15 protein-coding genes are annotated in these 17,772 nt (G+C 71.2%); 6 read left to right on the top strand and 9 right to left on the bottom strand.

Annotated elements, in window-relative coordinates:
* Positions 1-63 precede the first annotated feature (63 nt).
* Positions 64-435 (bottom strand): hypothetical protein, encoded by a 372-nt coding sequence (locus ABT342_RS29250; protein ID WP_351580373.1) that lies wholly within the window; start codon positions 433-435, stop codon positions 64-66.
* Complete coding sequence (locus ABT342_RS29245; RefSeq protein WP_351580370.1) at positions 432-1,043, bottom strand: RNA polymerase sigma factor; 612 nt, start codon at positions 1,041-1,043, stop codon at positions 432-434. The genes ABT342_RS29250 and ABT342_RS29245 overlap by 4 nt, the downstream gene beginning before the upstream one ends.
* 372 nt (positions 1,044-1,415) lie before the next feature.
* On the opposite strand from ABT342_RS29245, the gene ABT342_RS29240 reads away from it, so the two are divergent.
* Positions 1,416-2,036 (top strand): ABC transporter permease family protein, encoded by a 621-nt coding sequence (locus ABT342_RS29240; RefSeq protein WP_351580367.1) that lies wholly within the window; start codon positions 1,416-1,418, stop codon positions 2,034-2,036.
* Positions 2,037-2,151: 115 nt separating this feature from the next.
* The gene (locus tag ABT342_RS29235) at positions 2,152-2,736 is read left to right on the top strand and encodes an LppU/SCO3897 family protein (protein ID WP_351580364.1); all 585 of its coding nucleotides are present in this window, start codon (positions 2,152-2,154) and stop codon (positions 2,734-2,736) included.
* 75 nt (positions 2,737-2,811) lie between these two features.
* On the opposite strand, the gene ABT342_RS29230 is transcribed toward ABT342_RS29235, so the two are convergent.
* Positions 2,812-3,189, bottom strand: coding sequence for a VOC family protein (locus ABT342_RS29230; protein WP_351580361.1), 378 nt, complete (start codon positions 3,187-3,189; stop codon positions 2,812-2,814).
* Positions 3,190-3,228: 39 nt separating this feature from the next.
* Entirely contained in the window at positions 3,229-5,361 is a 2,133-nt protein-coding gene (locus ABT342_RS29225; protein WP_351580358.1) for a penicillin acylase family protein, read from the bottom strand.
* Positions 5,362-6,082: 721 nt separating this feature from the next.
* Between ABT342_RS29225 and ABT342_RS29220 the strand changes: the two genes are divergently transcribed.
* The 3 genes from ABT342_RS29220 to xdhC are packed head-to-tail and all read left to right on the top strand — an operon-like array spanning position 6,083 to position 10,831.
* Positions 6,083-7,582: a xanthine dehydrogenase small subunit gene (locus ABT342_RS29220; protein ID WP_351580355.1), complete on the top strand. Its 1,500-nt coding sequence runs from the start codon at positions 6,083-6,085 to the stop codon at positions 7,580-7,582.
* Positions 7,579-10,020 (top strand): xanthine dehydrogenase molybdopterin binding subunit, encoded by a 2,442-nt coding sequence (gene xdhB, locus ABT342_RS29215; RefSeq protein WP_351580353.1) that lies wholly within the window; start codon positions 7,579-7,581, stop codon positions 10,018-10,020. Before ABT342_RS29220 ends, xdhB begins: the two co-directional genes overlap by 4 nt.
* Before the next feature lies 1 nt (position 10,021).
* Positions 10,022-10,831, top strand: a complete 810-nt coding sequence (xdhC, locus tag ABT342_RS29210; protein ID WP_351580351.1) for a xanthine dehydrogenase accessory protein XdhC — start codon at positions 10,022-10,024, stop codon at positions 10,829-10,831.
* Positions 10,832-10,915: 84 nt separating this feature from the next.
* Here the strand turns inward: xdhC and ABT342_RS29205 are convergent, their stop codons facing one another.
* The 5 genes from ABT342_RS29205 to ABT342_RS29185 are packed head-to-tail and all read right to left on the bottom strand — an operon-like array spanning position 10,916 to position 15,830.
* Entirely contained in the window at positions 10,916-11,155 is a 240-nt protein-coding gene (locus ABT342_RS29205; RefSeq protein ID WP_351580347.1) for a hypothetical protein, read from the bottom strand.
* Entirely contained in the window at positions 11,152-12,729 is a 1,578-nt protein-coding gene (locus tag ABT342_RS29200; protein ID WP_351580344.1) for an amidohydrolase, read from the bottom strand. The genes ABT342_RS29205 and ABT342_RS29200 overlap by 4 nt, the downstream gene beginning before the upstream one ends.
* A 22-nt stretch (positions 12,730-12,751) precedes the next feature.
* Positions 12,752-13,609: an ABC transporter ATP-binding protein gene (locus ABT342_RS29195; protein ID WP_351580341.1), complete on the bottom strand. Its 858-nt coding sequence runs from the start codon at positions 13,607-13,609 to the stop codon at positions 12,752-12,754.
* A complete protein-coding gene (locus tag ABT342_RS29190) occupies positions 13,606-14,709 on the bottom strand; it encodes a FecCD family ABC transporter permease (protein WP_351580338.1) in 1,104 nt (367 codons plus the stop codon). Before ABT342_RS29190 ends, ABT342_RS29195 begins: the two co-directional genes overlap by 4 nt.
* Positions 14,706-15,830: a FecCD family ABC transporter permease gene (locus ABT342_RS29185; protein WP_351580335.1), complete on the bottom strand. Its 1,125-nt coding sequence runs from the start codon at positions 15,828-15,830 to the stop codon at positions 14,706-14,708. Before ABT342_RS29185 ends, ABT342_RS29190 begins: the two co-directional genes overlap by 4 nt.
* 200 nt (positions 15,831-16,030) lie before the next feature.
* Between ABT342_RS29185 and ABT342_RS29180 the strand changes: the two genes are divergently transcribed.
* The gene (locus ABT342_RS29180) at positions 16,031-17,728 is read left to right on the top strand and encodes an ABC transporter ATP-binding protein (protein ID WP_351580332.1); all 1,698 of its coding nucleotides are present in this window, start codon (positions 16,031-16,033) and stop codon (positions 17,726-17,728) included.
* Positions 17,729-17,772 lie beyond the last annotated feature (44 nt).

Raw genomic sequence — 17,772 nt, 5'->3', positions numbered from 1 at the left:
TGCGGTGCATTGCTGTCAGGCACATGACCAAGTGTAGGGAGCCGTGCGGCGGATGATGTGTGGTCAGGCCGCGTGTCGCACTGTCGGCTCATCCGTGGCCTTCGCCGCCGGATGTGCCTTGGTGAGGGTGCAGACGCCGTCCGCGCACCTGCGCTCCAGACGGCCGCGGGAGATGGTCTGCGCCAGGCCGACCATCCAGCAGGTGGGGCAGCCGCGGAAGGCGATCAGGGCCAACGGGGCCGCCAGCAGCGTGGCCGGGCCGGCGACGGGCACCAGGGCGATCGAGCCGATGATCAGCCCGAAGCCGATGGCGCCGCGCGCCAGGTGGCGTGGGACGGACGCGCTGGCGAAGTTCGTCCCTGTCGCCGCGGACGGTGCGGTGGCCCGGTCCGTATGCGCGCCCTGCGCGGGCTTCACGGTGTTCACGGCGTTCACGGTCGTGAATCTCCTTCGACTGGTCGGTCGGGTGCTTGGTGGGGTGCTGTGACGGGTGCTTGGTCGGCTGCTGCCAGCGAGTGACGCAGCGCCGCGCGCGCTCTGTGCAGCCGCGACTTCATCGCGGCGTTGCTCAGGCCGAGCGCATGGGCGACGGTCCTGCCGGGCAGGCCCTGGACGTCCCGCATGATCAGGACCTGCCGCTGGTCACGGGGCAGGGCGCCGACCGCGGCCGCGATCCGCTCCGCCTCCAGCCTGTGCAGCACCGCGTCCTCGGCGGACCGTTCCGCGGTCGCCTCCGGTTCGGCCGACGCCTCGTCGCTCCGCGAGACGAGCAGCCGTACCTGCCGGAGGCATTCGTTGCGCACGATCCGGAACATCCATGAGGCAAGCGCGCCAGAGGCCCGCAAGGTGCCGATCTTCCGGTAGAGGATGATCAGCGCCTCCTGCGCCGCGTCCTCCGCGTCCTGCGGCGAGGCGCACAGTGACAGGGCGAACTTGCGCACATGGGGCTGCGATTCCATGACGACGGTGGTGAGCGATGTGACGTCGCCGTCCTGAGCGGCCTTGATCAGCCGCTCGTCCGGCCAGGGGAAGCGTTGGTTCATCTGCGACTCGTTCCGGAAGGCGTCCCGCGCGCGGGCGCCGGTCAGCCTCGGCTCCTGTAGCGCCGCATCAGGTGCCAGCTGCACGCGCCCACGAGCAGGGCTCCGATCACGACGAGGCCAGTGACCATCATGGGTGTTTCCTCCTGGTTCCGCCGGCCCGTTCGGCCGGTACACAGACAAGAGGCGGGGAGGTCCGGAAAGGATTCGCCTCCGGCCGGAGTTCTTCTTCGAACCGGCATGGCTGACATGTCCATCGGCGTACACGGACGGGACCGCCTCAGCCGTGCCGCCCCGTCACCCCCACCCATGAAGAAGGCCGATCACTCGCTGATAGCTTTGCTCCCCCTGCCTTCTTTGCTCAACGGGGGATCCATGAGCCAGCCTCAGTTCCAGTCGCCGCAGCACAACCCGTACAACCAGCAGCCCGGCCAACCGCCGATGCCCCCCGCGCAGCCGCCGATGCAGCCCTGGCAGCAGCCGCAGATGCAGATGCAGCCCGGCCAGCCGTACCCCCCACAGCCCGCACCCTTCGGGCAGCAGCCGAGGTCCGGGCACCCCGTCGGCGCCTCCTTCCTCGGGTTTCTCGCCTCGGTCGTCGTCTCGGTGATCTACACCGGCATCACGCTGGCCACCTACGAGGAACAGTCGGCCGAGACGGCGCATACCCTCTACGTGCTCCACGGCCTGCTCAACGGAGCGGCGGTGGGCGTGCTGATCGGCCTGGTGGGCCGCCGCAGCACCGGCGCCCAGATCAGCGGGGCCGTCATCGCCCCGCTCGGTACCTTCTTCGGTTACACCAACGCCATTCCACTCATCATCGCCGACGGCCAAGGGGTCCCCGCCATCGGCGACATGATGGAGGTCGACCCGTTCATACCGGCCAAGGCATGGTGGGGCAGTCAGAGCGGCACCGAGTGGCTCTCCCTGCTCGGTCTCGCGGTCGCCGCCGCAGCGGCCTGGGGCCTCGCCTACGTCATCGGGAAGCGTCGCTGAGGAGTTGGGCGCGCTCGCTGCCGCAAACGCTCCCGCATTTAGGGGGTGGTGAGCGGTTGTTATAGCGTGCTCGCGTCAAAAGACGCACCTCAACGCGCTCACGGGGGACTCCCGCATGACCTTTCCGCCGCAGCAAGGCCCTGGCCCGTACGGTCAGCCCGGCCCATACGGCCAGCCCGGCCCGTACGCGCAGCAGCCGCCGCAGGGATACCCGCCCCAGCCGGGGTACGGCTATCCGCAGCAGCAGCCGCAGCAGCCGTACCCGCCCCAGCAGCAGCACATGCAGATGCAGCCGCCGCCTCAGCAACAGCAGCAGCAGTGGGCCGCACCACCGCCGCCGGCGCCGGCACCGCCGTCCCGGGGCGGGGGCATAGGCTTCATGAAGATCCTCAAGGGCATCGGCATCGTGGCCGCCGTCATCATGATCGCGGTGGGCTACTTCCTGAGCCAGGACGACGCCGACCACGCGGAGGCCGGAGACTGCCTCAAGAACACCGGGACCACGGTGTCGCCCGAACTGCAGGTGGTGGAGTGCGGTGACGCCCTGGCCACGTACAAGGTGGTCGAGGTGATCCCCGACACCCTGGACACCACCAAGTGCGAGGGCAAGTCGGACGTCGGCTACCTCGAGCAGACCCGCGGCGGCCGGCGCAGCTCGGGCAAGCAGTTCGTGCTCTGCCTCGACGAGCTCAAGAAGTAGCAACCGAGGAAGTGAACGCCCCGGGACCGGACGGACCCGGGGCCTCCGCCGGCCCGGACCGTCGAGGACGCCGGTTCAGCCGCGTTCGCCCAGCACCTCGAGGTAGTGCGGGTTGTGCATCACACCGAGGATGTTGCCGAACGGGTCGAGCACGGCTCCGGCGCGGAAGTCGCCGTAGTTCCGCAGCGGCTCGTGCTCCTTCGCCCCGAGCTTCAGCAGCCGCGCGAGCTCCGCGTCGACGTCGTCCACGTGCCAGTACGCGACGACGCCTGCCGGGGCGGACGGGGTGCGCGAGATGCCGAACTCCTGCGAGTGGTCGCCGAGCCGGAACTCGATGTAATCGTCGCGCTCGAAGTACGGCTCCACACCCAGGACTTCGGAGTACCAGGCACGGGCGGCGGCCAGGTCGTCGGCGTGGTAGCGGATGGTGGCGAGGCCACGGAATGTCGTCATGGGGAAAGCATGCCTCGCATACAGGTCAGTTTCTGTCCTCTATGACGGGTGTTCCGTCACTCGGGAGCGCTCAGGAGCACTCGGGAGCCGGACGCCGCGTTCCTCGGTGAGCTGGGCGAAATCCGTGATGACGGGTACGAGTTCGCCGCGAAGCCACAGGGGCAGCTGGTCGCGGTGGTGTGCGCCCCCCGGGATGCCGCGGGCGCCCAGCGGGACGATCCACAGGCTGTTCTCGCGGTGCGCGAGATCCCATACGTACCGGGCCGACGGGCCGCGCGGGCTGAGGTCGGTGACGCCGGGTGTGCTCGAGGTGGCCAGGACGCAGTCGTGGTCGCCTCCCAGTCCGGGCCACGGCTCGTCCTCGGCTGCGGGGAGGACCCGGCCGGGGGCGAGGCGATGGAGCGTGCCCCAGGGGACGGGTTCCGCTGCGGCGACGTCGCCCATCGCCGCGCGGACGATTCCCGGGACGTCGAGGCCGGGCAGCCGGCCGGTGGCCAGCAGGTTCTCCAGCGCGAAGGCGACCTTCGCGGTGAGCGTCAGCCAGGGCTCGAACACCGTGGGATAGGGCAGGGGCTCGGCGAGACTCTTGAGCTGTGGCGCGGCGGCGACCCGGCGGGCGACGGACGAGCGCAGGCGGGCGTAGTCCGCGGCGGCGATGCTGTCGGCGTCCATACGGCGGTCCCAGGACAGCAGACGTGTCCTCAGCCGCTCGGCGTCCGGGGCGAGATCGCCGAGTCGTGCCACCTGTCCCAGCAGTGGCCCCGCCGCCGCGAGATACGTGTCCATGTGGACGGCCGCCATGTCGTGGGCCGACCAGTCCCGCGACTCCCGCAGCAGGGCGTCGATTCGGTCGGCACGGTACGGCGGCGCGAACTCCACGCCGAGGGGCGCGGCGATGCCCCGGGCATTCGCCATCACGGCGATGTCGTGGACCTCGGCGCGAGGGGTGTCGTGGCGCCCGCGCCATTCGTGGCCCCGCTGCCAGGCGGGCACGATCCGCAGCCGGTTGTCGCGATGGCGGACAGGCACGTATCCGGCCACCCGGTGCAGCAGTTCTCCGGACGAGTCGGCGGCGTGCACGACGTTGACGGGCTCGATCCAGCGGTCGAGCGCCCGGTCCACGTCCGCGACCGTGCGCGCCCGCATGAGGGCGGGGATCGCGGCGAAACCGAGGTCCGCGGTGACGCGCGGCGGATAGCGCAGACTTGTCCCTCCGGGCACGGCGGCGGGCCCCGGCTCCGTACCCGGTGCGTCGTCGAGGCCGTCGATGATGACCGGGCCGCGCTCCGTCTCGATCACATCGATCTCGACCGGTGAGCCTCCCGCCACCTCGATGGTCTCCCGGTGCTGGACGGCCGGTCGCCATCCCTCGGGCCCGAGCGCCTCGATACCGCTGTCCGCGCGGCGCAGTCGTTCCTCGTACAGGTCGTGGTAGTCGGACATGGCGTTGGTGATGGCCCAGGCCACGGTTCCGGTGTGCCCGAAGTGGGCGATACCGGGTACGCCGGGGACGGCGAAGCCGACGACGTCGTACTCCGGGCAGGAGAGATGGATCTGCTGGTAGAACCCGGGGTCCTGGATGAAGCGGTGGGGATCGCCCGCGATGAGCGGCGCGCCGCTCGCCGTGCGGTCCCCCGAGACCATCCAGCCGTTCGACCCCGCGGTGCCCGGGTCGTCCGTGGCGAACAGTTCGACGGCCTCGTCGCCGAGCCGCCGGGAGACCTCCTCGCGCCACAGCTTGGTCGGGAATCCCGCGAAGAGGATGTGGTGGGCGAGCCAGACGCCGAGCGGCGTCCACCGATGCCAGGGCTGCGGAACGAGGCCGGTGGCCGCGAACTCGGGTGCGGCGGCGGCTCCCCGCTCCAGCCCCGCGTTCACCCCGTCGACGTACGCCGACACCCATGCGGCGGTGTCTTCGTCGAGGCGGTCGAAGCAACGCCGGGCGGTGTCGTCGAGCCTGGCCCGGCGGGCGAACCGGTCCCAGGGGACGGCGTCCGCGCCGAGGAACGAAGCGGTGGTGCCCTGGGAGCGGTGCCGCTCCACCTCGATCTGCCAGGCCCTGTCCAGTGCTGCGTTCTCGCCCTGGCCGAAGGCCAGTTGCAGAGCTCCGGGCGCACGCAGATGCGGAATGCCCCAGGGATCGCGGTAGGTCTTGGCCTCCGTCACTCTCACTCCACTCCTTCGGCCCGCGACGCGAGTCTTAGTTAGGTTAGGCTGCCCTAACTCTAGACTCCCCGTCCTTGGCCTGTCGCGGGGGCGAACGCGGTCGCTGCGCGCGGATGCCGGTGCCCGTTCCGTCGCCCCTCCAGTCGACGTCGGAGAATCCCACGAGGAAACCGACGGGACGGTCACCGTCGAGGATGAGGCGGGGCAAGCCGTGCCGGGATGAACATATGCCTCGGCCGGAGAATTCATGACCGGCGCGACCACGTGCTTCTGATCCGGACGGACCCGCAAACCGATCGCGACGCCGAAGTCGGCCGGGGTGAGTTTCGGAGGCGGGATCCCGGCCTCGACCCGGTGGATCCTACAGGGAGAGCGAGGTCAGCCCCTTGACCTCTTGTGGGTCCAGCCACTACTTTGCGGTTGACGTCGACCCATGGCTACCGGAAGGAGGCGACCGGCGGATGTACACCAGCTCTGATCTGCGTCGCCTCGCCCGTCACACGGTCTGGGTTCCGGGTCGAATCGCGCACGGCTGCTGAACGCGCCGTTCTGATGTGCCCGTCCGCGGCACATTTCCCCAGGTTTCCCGTCACCATTTCCCGGCACCATGCTGTTGCGTGCCGTTTTGCGCCCACTCCTCTGACGTGGCGCGTCTGAACACAGAAAGCTGCCTGAAATTGGCGAACATAATGCATCGACCGATCGCGCACCGAAACGAAGGCCTGTCATGGTAGCGGCGCGGATCACGGTCAACGGGAAAGAAACACCGATTTCACCGGCTGCGCCCCACACCACGACGCTGGATTTCCTGCGCGAGCGTGGCCTCACCGGCACCAAGGAGGGCTGTGCCGAGGGTGAATGCGGCGCCTGTTCGGTCCTGGTGGCCCGTCCCGGGGTGAACAAGCCCACCGACTGGGTGGCGGTCAACGCCTGTCTGGTCCCGGTCGCGGCGCTCGACGGTCAGGAGATCATCACCTCCGAAGGTCTCGCCACCGCCGGCGAACCCGGTACGCCGCCCACCCTGCACCCGGTGCAGGAGGAGATGGCGGTCCGCGGCGGCTCCCAATGCGGTTACTGCACACCGGGATTCATCTGCAGCATGGCCGCCGAGTACTACCGGCCCGACCGCTGCGCACACGCGGAGTCGCACACGGGCTCGGACTCGGACGCGGACTCGGGACCGGCCGCCGGCACCGACCCCGAGCACGGTCCGAACGGCTTCGATCTGCACGCGCTGAGCGGAAACCTGTGCCGCTGCACCGGCTATCGCCCGATTCGCGATGCCGCGTTCGCCGTCGGTACGCCCGCCGACGAGGACCCGCTCGCGCAGCGTCGCGAGCAGTCCCCGCCCGCACCGGTCGCCACCGAATACACCCAGGACGACAGCGCGTTCCTGCGGAAGAACACCCTGGCCGAAACGCTGCGGTTGCTGCGCGAGCGGCCCGACGCTGTGGTGGTCGCCGGCTCCACCGACTGGGGTGTGGAGGTGAACATCCGTTCCCGCCGGGCGGATTGCGTGGTGGCCCTCGACCGGCTGCCCGAACTGCGGGGGCTGCGCGTCGAATCCGACCACATCGAGATCGGGGCGGCGCTGACGCTCACCGAGATCGAACGCCGCCTCGACGGCGACGTACCGCTGCTGGCGGAGTTGTTCCCGCAGTTCGCGTCCCGGCTCATCCGCAACGGTGCGACCCTCGGCGGCAACCTGGGTACCGGATCCCCCATCGGTGACAGCCCGCCGGTGCTGCTCGCGCTGGAGGCATCGGTGGTGCTCGCCGACGCCGACGGTGAGCGCGAGGTCCCGCTGGCGGACTACTTCACCGGCTACCGGCAGAGCGTGCGCCGTCCCGGCGAGCTGATCCGCGCCGTGCGCATCCCGCTGCCGCTGTCGCCCGTCACGGCCTTCCACAAGATCGCCAAGCGGCGCTTCGACGACATCTCCAGCGTGGCGGTCGCTTTCGCGCTCGACATCGAGGACGGGATCGTCCGCACGGCACGCATCGGCCTGGGCGGCGTGGCCGCCACCCCGATCCGTGCCCTTACCACCGAGGCGGCCCTGGAGGGCGAGCCGTGGTCGGCGGAGACCGTCGAGGCCGCGGCCCGCGTGCTGCGGGCCGAGGGCACGCCGATGAACGATCACCGCGCCAGCGCCGAGTACCGCTCCGCGATGCTCGGCCAGAGCCTGCTGAAGCTGTACGCCCGAACCACCGAGGCGGTGTCGTCATGAGCCATCTGTCCGAACGCCCCGAGAACGCCGTCGTCGGCGTCTCGATGCCGCACGAGAGCGCCGTCCTGCACGTCACCGGCACCGCGCTCTACACCGACGACCTGGTCCATCGCACCAAGGACGTGCTGCACGCCTACCCGGTCCAGGTCATGAAGGCCCACGGCAGGATCACCGCGCTGCGCACCGAGCCCGCGCTCGCCGTGCCCGGTGTGGTCCGCGTGCTGACCGGTGCCGACGTGCCCGGTGTCAACGACGCCGGGATGAAGCACGACGAACCGCTGTTCCCCGACGAGGTCATGTTCCACGGCCACGCGGTCGCCTGGGTGCTCGCCGAGACCCTGGAGGCGGCCCGGCTCGGTGCGGCGGCCGTCGAGGTGGAACTCGACGAAAAGCCCTCCATCATCACGCTGGAGGAGGCGATCGCGGCCGAAAGCTTCCACGGCGCCCGGCCCGTGATGCTGACCGGCGACGTCGACGCCGGCTTCGCCGACTCCGCGCACGTGTTCACCGGCGAGTTCCAGTTCTCCGATCAGGAGCACTTCTACCTGGAGACGCACGCGGCGCTGGCCTACATCGACGAGGCCGAGCAGGTGTTCGTCCAGAGCAGCACCCAGCACCCTTCGGAGACCCAGGAGATCGTCGCGCACGTACTCGGCCTGCACAGCCACGAGGTGACCGTGCAGTGTCTGCGGATGGGCGGCGGCTTCGGCGGCAAGGAGATGCAGCCGCACGGCTTCGCGGCCGTCGCCGCGCTCGGCGCCAAGCTGACCGGACGGCCGGTCCGGGTCCGGCTCAACCGGACCCAGGACCTGACCATGTCCGGCAAGCGGCACGGGTTCCACGCCAAGTGGAAGATCGGCTTCGACGCCGACGGCCGCATCCAGGCCCTGGACGCCACCCTGACCGCGGACGGCGGCTGGAGCCTGGATCTGTCCGAGCCGGTCGTGGCCCGTGCGCTGTGCCACATCGACAACACCTACTGGCTTCCGAACGCCCGCATCGCCGGTCGCATCGCCAGGACCAACAAGGTCTCCAACACCGCCTTCCGCGGCTTCGGCGGACCCCAGGGCATGCTCGTGATCGAGGACATCATGGGCCGGTGCGCGCCGCTGCTCGGCCTCGATCCGATGGAGCTGCGGGAGCGCAACTTCTACCGGCGGGGTCAGTCGACGCCGTACGGGCAGCTCGTCGGTCAGCCCGAACGGATCTCCGCCGTCTGGCAGGAGGTCCAGGACAACGGCGGCATCGCCGATCGCAAGCGCGAGATCGCCGCCTTCAACGCCGCGCATCCGCACACCAAGCGGGCCCTCGCGATCACCGGCATCAAGTTCGGGATCTCGTTCAACCTCACCGCCTTCAACCAGGGCGGCGCGCTGGTGCTGATCTACAAGGACGGCTCGGTCCTGATCAACCACGGCGGCACCGAGATGGGCCAGGGCCTGCACACCAAGATGCTCCAGGTGGCCGCGACCACGCTGGGTATCCCTCTGCACAAGGTGCGCCTCGCCCCGACGCGGACCGACAAGGTGCCCAACACCTCCGCGACCGCGGCCAGTGCCGGGGCGGACCTCAACGGTGCGGCGGTGAAGAACGCCTGTGAGCAGCTGCGCGAGCGGCTGCTGCAGGTGGCCGCCACCCAGCTGGGTTCGAACGCCTCGGACGTGCGCATCGTCGAGGGCGTCGCGCGCACCCTGGGCAGCGACAAGGAGCTGGCCTGGGACGACCTGGTGCGCACCGCGTACTTCCAGCGGGTCCAGCTGTCGGCGGCCGGTTTCTACCGGACCGAGGGTCTGCACTGGGACGCGAAGGCGTTCCACGGCTCGCCGTTCAAGTACTTCTCCTACGGCGCCGCCGCGGCCGAGGTGGAGGTGGACGGCTTCACCGGCGCGTACCGCATCCGGCGGGTGGACATCGTGCACGATGTCGGCGACAGCCTGTCGCCGATGATCGACATCGGTCAGGTCGAGGGTGGTTTCGTGCAGGGCGCGGGCTGGCTGACGCTCGAGGACCTGCGCTGGGACGCCGGTGAGGGGCCGAACCGCGGCCGGCTGCTGACCCAGGCCGCGAGCACCTACAAGCTGCCGAGCTTCTCGGAGATGCCCGAGGAGTTCAACGTCACGCTGCTGCGGAACGCCACCGAGGAGGGCGCGGTGTACGGGTCCAAGGCGGTGGGCGAGCCTCCGCTGATGCTGGCGTTCTCGGTGCGGGAGGCGTTGCGGCAGGCCGCCGCCGCGTTCGGGCCGAGCGGGGTCAGCGTCGAGTTGGCTTCGCCCGCGACGCCGGAGGCGGTGTACTGGGCGATCCAGGCGGCTCGCCAGGGCGAGGTCTCCCCGAACGGTGCGGCCCGCGACGGGTCGGCCACGGGCGGCCACGCCGGAAGCGGGCACGCCGCCGACGGCCGGGTCCGGACCGACGCAGAAGCGCTGAGCGGTGCCTGACATGACGTGGGTCGCCGCGGTCGCGCGGTTGCGGGCACGCCGGGACTCGGGCGTGCTGGTGACCGTCGCGACCGTGCGCGGCCACGCCCCGCGCGACGCCGGCGCGAAACTCGTCGTGGGGCGGACCGACACATGGGGCTCGATCGGTGGCGGCAACGTCGAGGCCGTCGCCATCGACCGGGCCCGGGAGATGATCGCGGCGTCCGAGCCGGAGCCGGAGCTGATGGATTTCGCCCTGAACGACAAGGTGGTCAATCAGCACGGCGTGCAGTGCTGCGGCGGCACGGTCTCGGTGCTGCTCGAACCGCTGCCGGTGGTACGGGCGGTGGCGATCTTCGGCGTCGGGCACGTCGGGCTGGAACTGGCGCGCATCCTGGCACGTCAGGACCTCGACCTCCATCTGATCGACAGCCGCTCCGACCTCCTCACCGAGAAGCGGCTCGACGTGCTGGCGGACGCGGTGGCGCAGGTGCACGTGCATCACACGCCGCTGCTGCCCGAGGAGGTGCTGGCGGAGTTGCCTCGCGGCACCCACATTCTGATCATGACCCATGATCACGCCGAGGACGCCGCCCTGTGCGACGCCGCTCTGCGCACCGACCACCTCGGCTCCATCGGGCTGATCGGGTCGGCGGCCAAGTGGGTGCGGTTCCGCAAACGCCTCGCCACCGAGGGCGGTCACGACGAGGCCACCATCGACCGGATCAAGACCCCGATCGGGCTGGCCGACATCACCGGCAAGGAACCCGCGACCATCGCCGTGAGTGTCGCCGCCGATCTGCTGCGTACCTTCGAGACCGAGGGGAGCTGACTCTCCCGCCGGATCTGACAGGGGTGCCCCGCGCGCGTGCGAACGCACACGAGCGGGGCACCCCTGTCAGGTCCGAGAACGTCCCTACCCGCACGGGCGACCCGGGTAGTCGTCGCTCTCCGGCACGCCCGCCTCGCGCATGCGGCTCACGATCTCGCGCAGGGTCGCTTCGTCGTCGATGCCCACCGGGCAGTTGATCTGCCTGTCGAAGACCATGGTTCCGTCCACGGTGTTCCAGATGGCCCACCGGACCGGGTACGGGGAGGTCTGCCAGAGGTACGCGTAGTGCTCGACGGCATCGGCCGTCACGCTGTCCGTGCTCATAGTGCCGCCCCCTTGGTCTCGTGGCCGTCGACGAACGTCGCCACCACGTCGATGTCACCGATGCGCGAGGGGCTGACGCGCCGTGGATCGTCGCCCAGCACCACCAGGTCGGCGCGCTTGCCCGGGGTGAGACTGCCCGCGCTGTCGTCCCAGTGGCAGGCGTAGGCCCCGCCGACGGTGTACGAGCGCAGGGCCTCGTCGACCGTGATGCCCTCGTCCGGGCCGATCACCTGGCCCGACTCGGAGGCGCGCTCGACCATGAACTGGATGGCCCGCAGCGGCGATCCGTCCGTGACCGGACGGTCCGAGCTGCCCACGAGCGTGACCCCGTGGTCCAGGAACGCGCGGCCCCGGTACATCCACGGTGCGCGCCGCTCCCCCATGACCGCCGCGTAGTCGTCGCCGAAGTAGCGCAGGAAGTTGGGCTGGACCACGGCGCTGACGCCGAGCCGGGCGAAGCGCGGCAGCTGGTCCGGCCGGATCAGGCCGGCGTGCTCGACGCGGTGGCGGGCGTCCGGGCGCGGCCGCAGTTCCTGGGCCCGTTCCAGTGCGTCCAGCGCGACGTCGGCGGCGCGGTCGCCGATGGCGTGGACGGCGAGCTGCCAGCCGGCGAGGTGGCCGTCCACGATGAGGGAGGTGAGACGGTCGGGGTCGTCCTGGAGCTGCCCGGCGTGTGCCAGGCCCTCGTACGGGGACGTGAGCGCGGCGGTGCGCGCCATCATGCCGCCGTCGGTGTGCACCTTGAGCGCGCCCAGGGAGAGCCAGTCGTCACCGAACCCGGTGCGCAGGCCGAGGTCCAGGGCGCGCGGAATGCCGTCGCTCTCGTGGGCGACGAGCGGCCGGAGCGTGTCGGCGGCGGCCATGAGCTGGATCCTCAGGGGCAACCGGCCGCGCTCCCGCAGGAGTTGGTAGGCACCGAGTTCGACGGGGCTGTGGCCGAAGAGCCCGCCGCCGATGCCCGCCTCGGCGCAGGCGGTCACCCCTTCGGCGAGGCACATGCGTCCGGCCAGCTCGATCGCGTCGGCGAGTTCCTCCTGCGCGTACGGCAGGCGCAGCCGCCGTGCGGCGTTCATGGCGCCCTCCACGAGGAGGCCGTCCTCGTGCGGGACGTCGGCCGGCAGCTGGTCCAGCACCGCGCTGTTGACCACGCAGGCATGGCCCGAGTCGTGCGTCAGGTACACCTTGCGCCCATGGCTGACCCGGTCCAGTTCGGCGGCGGTCAGATGGCGCCCGAGGGCCCTCTGGTCGTAGCCGCAGATGCTCACCCACGCGCCGGGCGGGGACGGGCGGGAGACGATCTCCTCGACGGCCGCGAGGACGTCCTCGATCCGCTCGCAGGGCGCGATGCTCGGGGTGCCCGCCTTCAGCCCGGTCCAGGCCAGGTGCACATGGCTGTCGATGAACCCGGGCAGCAGGGTGGCGCCCTGGAGGTCGATGACCTCGCGTGCGGGAAGCGAGGTCACGGCCTCGTCGAGGCCGACGATCCGGCCGCGCCAGATGCCCAGGTCGTGGGCGACGGGACGGTCCGGGTCCATGGTGATGATGTGGGCGTTCGTCAGCCTCGTGCAGAGCATGGTCAGTCCGTCCCTCGTCGTGTCACAGGGTCTCGGCCATCACGGCGTCGGCGTGGTCGTCCGCCGGGGCGTACCGCCTGGGCGCGGCGGGCACCATCAGCGGGGTCCCGGTCTCGGGGTCGTCGATGATCCGGCACGGAAGACCGAACACGTCCTGGACGAGTTCGGCGGTCATGACGGTGGCCGGATCGCCCTCGGCGGCGATCGTGCCGCCGGGCCGCATCACGATGAGGTGGGTGGCGTAGCGACACGCCTGGTTGAGGTCGTGCAGGACCGCGACGACGGTGTGTCCCTTGCGGGCGTGCAGGTCGGCGCACAGGTCGAGCACCTCGACCTGGTGGGAGATGTCGAGGAACGTGGTGGGCTCGTCCAGCAGCAGGATGGAGGTCTGCTGGGCGAGGACCATGGAGATCCAGACGCGCTGTCGCTGGCCGCCGCTGAGGTCGTCCACGGGCCGGTCGGCGAGTTCGAGTACGCCGGTCTGCCGCATCGACTCCACGACGGCCGCCTCGTCCTCGGCGGACCACTGCTTCAGCAGCCGCTGGTGCGGGTACCGGCCGCGGGCCACGAGGTCGCCGACCGTGATGCCGCCGGGTGCGCTGGACGACTGCGGGAGCAGGCCGAGGCGGCGGGCGACCTCGCGCGAGCGGTAGGAGGCGATCGCCGCGCCGTCGAGGTAGACCTGCCCGGCCTTGGGCTTGAGCATCCGCGCGAGTGCCGTGAGCAGCGTCGACTTGCCGCAGGCGTTCGGCCCGATGATCACGGTGAAGGAGTGGTCGGGAATGTCGACGTTCAGGGACGTGGCCACCGTCCGCTGGTCGTAGGAGAGCGTGAGGTCCTCGGCGCGCAGCCGGGACCGCGGGGAGTTCGTTCCAGTCATGCGCGGCTCTTTCGCGACTCGGTGATCAGCAGCCAGATGAGGTACAGCCCGCCGATGGCGCCGGTCGCCGTGCCCACCGGGAGGAGCGCGGGCGCGAAGAGGCGCTGGACGACGAGGTCGCTCAGGGCGAGCAGGACGGCGCCCATGAGGGCGGACGGCAGCAGCGTCGGCCCGGACGACCGGGTGAGGCGGCGCACCACCTGGGGTGCCGCCAGGGCGATGAACCAGATGGGGCCGGTCACGGCGGTGGCGAACGCGGCCAGGGCGACGCTGATGACGAGCAGCGCGGTGCGCGTACGGGCCACGTTGACGCCGAGTCCCATGGCGGTGGTGTCGCCCATCTCCACCATGGCGAGGCGGCGGGAGAGGAAGAGGGCCGGCGGCAGCAGGACGGCGACGGCGAGGCCGACGGCGTTGGCGTGGACCCACAGCCGGTTGCCGAGGCTGCCGATCAGCCATGCCTGGGCTTCCAGCGCCTCCTGGAAGGTCGCCCGGGTGATCAGGTACGAGTTGACGGCGAGCAGCAGGGCGCTGACGCCGACGCCGATGACGACCAGCCGGAATCCCTGCAACCCGCGGCCGATCATGAGGAGATGGACGGCGAGGGCCGTGGCGAGGCCGCCGATCAGCGCGCCGAACGCGATCTGGACCATGCTGCCGTGCAGCACGATGATGACGACGAGAGCGCCCACGGCGGAGCCGTTGGTGAAGCCGATGATGTCGGGGCTGCCGAGGGAGTTGCGGGTGAGGCTCTGCAGGATCGCCCCGCTCACGCCGAGGGCCGCGCCGACGAACACCGCGGTCAGGATGCGGGGCATGCGCAGCGTGTTGACGACGAAGTCGGCGGCTCCGTCTCCGTTGCCGGTCAGCGCCCCGAGAACCTCTCCGACGGAGAGCGGGAAATCGCCGGTGGTGAGGGTGACACCCATGACGAGGACGAGCGAGGCGATCAGCAGGGCGGTGACGGCGACGGTGCGGCCCTGTACGCGCAGGGAGATGCCGCCCGCCGGGGTACGGATGACCCGGCCGCTGATGACGCGGGGGGCCGGGGTGGGGACGGGTCCGGGTACGGAGGTCCTGGCCTCCCGTACGGGGCTCACAGCATGACCAGCTTTCGACGGCGGCACAGCGCGATGAACAGGGGTGCGCCGATGAACGCGGTGACGATGCCGACCTGCACCTCACCGGGGGCGCCGAGGAGACGGCCGAGGACGTCCGACCCGATGAGCAGGACGGGTGCGAGGAGCATCGAGTACGCGAGCACCCAGCGCTGGTCGGGGCCCACGACGAACCGGGCGATGTGCGGAACGGCCAGGCCCACGAAGCTGATCGGCCCGGCCGCGGCGGTCGCGGCGCCGCACAGCAGCATCACGGCGAGCGCGGCGAGCACCCGGGTGCGGCCGACGTTCACGCCCAGGGCGCGCCCCACCTGGTCGCCCATGGCCAGGGCGTTGAGGGACGCGGCCAGGACGAAGGCGATGACCAGGCCGACGGCGACGAACGGCAGGATCACGAGGACGATGTCGTAGTACCGGCCCGCGAGCGACCCCACGGTCCAGAAGCGGAACTGGTCGAACGCCTCCGGATCGAACAGCAGCACACCCCAGTTGAAGGCGTACAGCACGGCGGTCACCGCCGCGCCGGCGACGACGAGCCGGTCGGGGGTGGCCAGTTTCCGTCCGGAGGAGCCGAGGAGATAGACGCCCACCGACGCGGCGGCGGCTCCGGCGAGGGCGAACCACACGTAGCCGAGGGGTGCGGCCACGCCGAGGAAGGCGATGGCCACGACGACGCCGGCGGAGGCGCCCAGGTTCACCCCGAGCAGTCCGGGGTCGGCGAGGGGATTACGGGTCAGGGCCTGCATCAGGGCGCCGGACAGCCCGAGCGCCACTCCGACGAGGAGGCCGAGGAGGGTGCGGGGGATGCGGTAGTCGTGGACGATGACGGAGGCTTCCGACCCGTCAGGTCGCCACAGCAGGTCCCATGTCGCGGCGAAGGGGATCCCCCTGGTGCCCACCCAGACACTGACCAGGGAGACGAGGACCAGCGCGCCGAGCGTCACGAGAAGCCCGAGACCGCGCAGAGCCGCGGCGGCCGGGCGGGCCGTGGGCGCGGCGGGCCCCGCCGGACCACCGGTCTCGTCACGGGATGCCGCCTGGGCTTCGACGGACAACGACCACTCCCCCTGGCGGCGGTTCGCGCACCACACGTACGCGAGCATGAACTTGGCTGTACCGCATGCGACTTGACGCGATGAAGCATGCAACTTAGGTGAGCCTAACCGTACAGCCACAGTGGGTCAACGCGGCCGCACGCTCGGCACCGAGGGCCGCACGTCAGGACGTTCGCGGGACCCTTGGCACCTGCCGTGTTTAAGGTAGCCTTACCTAACCGCCCACTCTGTTCCTGTGGAGGCTCCGCATGCCCGCTGGAGAACCAACGGGAGGCCTTGTCCTCCGGAGAGCGCTCGGTGATCAGCGCCGCCGTATCGCCGGAGCGTCGCTCCTCGGCATGGCGCACCAAGCGTGCGAGGCCCTCGTTCCCGTCGTCATCGGCCTGGTCATCGACGAGGCGGTGGCGACCGGTTCCTCCGGCGCGCTCCTGCGCTGGCTGCTGGTGCTCGCCGGCCTCTTCTTCGTCCTGTCCACGTGTTACCGGAACTCCGCACGGCTCACCGAAGGGGCGGGGGAAGCCGCCGCGCACCGGATCCGGCAGGACCTCGGCTCCCGGGTGCTCGACCCGCGGGGCGGCGCCGACAGCGGCCGGCTCCCCGGCGCGCTGACCGCCGTCGCGACCGGCGACGCCCGACGGGTCGGCTCGGTCGCCTCCGCACTGCCGTACGCCCTGTCCGCGGTCGCCGGACTGGCCATCAGCGCGGTGGCCCTGCTCCGTACGTCGATACCGCTCGGGCTGCTCGTCCTCCTCGGCGTCCCGCCCCTGCTGTGGATCGGCCACCTCATCAGCCGTCCGCTCGAACGGCGCAGCGAGGCCGAGCAGGAGCACGCCGCCCACGCCTCCGGGGTCGCCGCGGACCTGGTCGCGGGACTGCGCGTGCTGAAGGGCATCGGCGCCGAGCCCGCGGCGGTCTCCCGCTACCGGGCGACGAGCCGGAGTTCGCTGGCCGCGGCCCTGCGGGCGGCCCGCAGCCGCGCCTGGCACGACGGCGCGATCCTCGCCCTGACGGGCATCTTCATCGCGGTCATCGGCCTGGTCGGCGCCCATCTGGCGATGCGCGGCACGATCAGCGTGGGTGACCTGGTGGCGGCCGTCGGCCTCGCCCAGTACCTCCTCGGCCCCTTCCAGCTCCTCACCTACGTCAACGGCGAGCTCGCCCAGGCCCGTGCGTCGGCCGACCGGATCGCCGAGGTCCTCGCCTCGCCTCCCGCCGTCGCGGCCGGGACGGCCACGCTCCCCACGCCGGTCACCGGACGCCTCAGGCTGCGGGGCGTCACCCACGGCGCGCTGCGCGGCGTCGACCTCGACATCGCCCCCGGCAGCCTCGTCGGCGTCGTCACCAAGGACCCGGCCGCCGCGAACGACCTGCTGCTCTGCCTGGGCCGCGAACTCGACCCCGCCGAAGGGTCCGTCGAGCTCGACGGCGTACCGCTGGCCGACCTCGACCCCGGCGACGCCCGCCGCGCGATCCTGGTCGCCCACCACGACGCCGACCTGTTCGAGGACAGTCTCCTGGCCAACGTACGGGCCGGAGCGGACACCGACACGGCGCACCTTGAGCCGGCGCTGGCCGCGTCGGCGGCGGACGACGTCGCCCAGGCCCTGCCCGAGGGCGTGGACACCCTCCTCACCGAACGGGGCCGGTCACTGTCCGGCGGCCAGCGCCAGCGCGTGGCGCTCGCCAGGGCCCTGGCCGCCGACCCACCGGTCCTGGTGGTCCACGACCCGACCACGGCCGTCGACACGGTCACCGAGGCCCGTATCGCCGCCCGACTGCGGGACCTGCGCCGGGGCCGCACCACGGTCCTGGTCACCACCAGCCCCGCCCTGCTCGCCGGGACCGACGTCGTGGTGATGCTCGACGACGGCAGCGTGGCCGCCGAGGGCAGCCACCCGGAGCTGGTCGCCGCCCATGAGACGTACCGCTCGGCGGTGCTGGCGTGACGGACACGCGGGACACACACGCACAGGACCGAGACGCACAGGAC

This window comes from Streptomyces sp. NPDC000410 (assembly GCF_040300305.1).
Lineage (GTDB): Bacteria > Actinomycetota > Actinomycetes > Streptomycetales > Streptomycetaceae > Streptomyces.
This window is presented reverse-complemented; position numbering and strand designations above follow the sequence as displayed.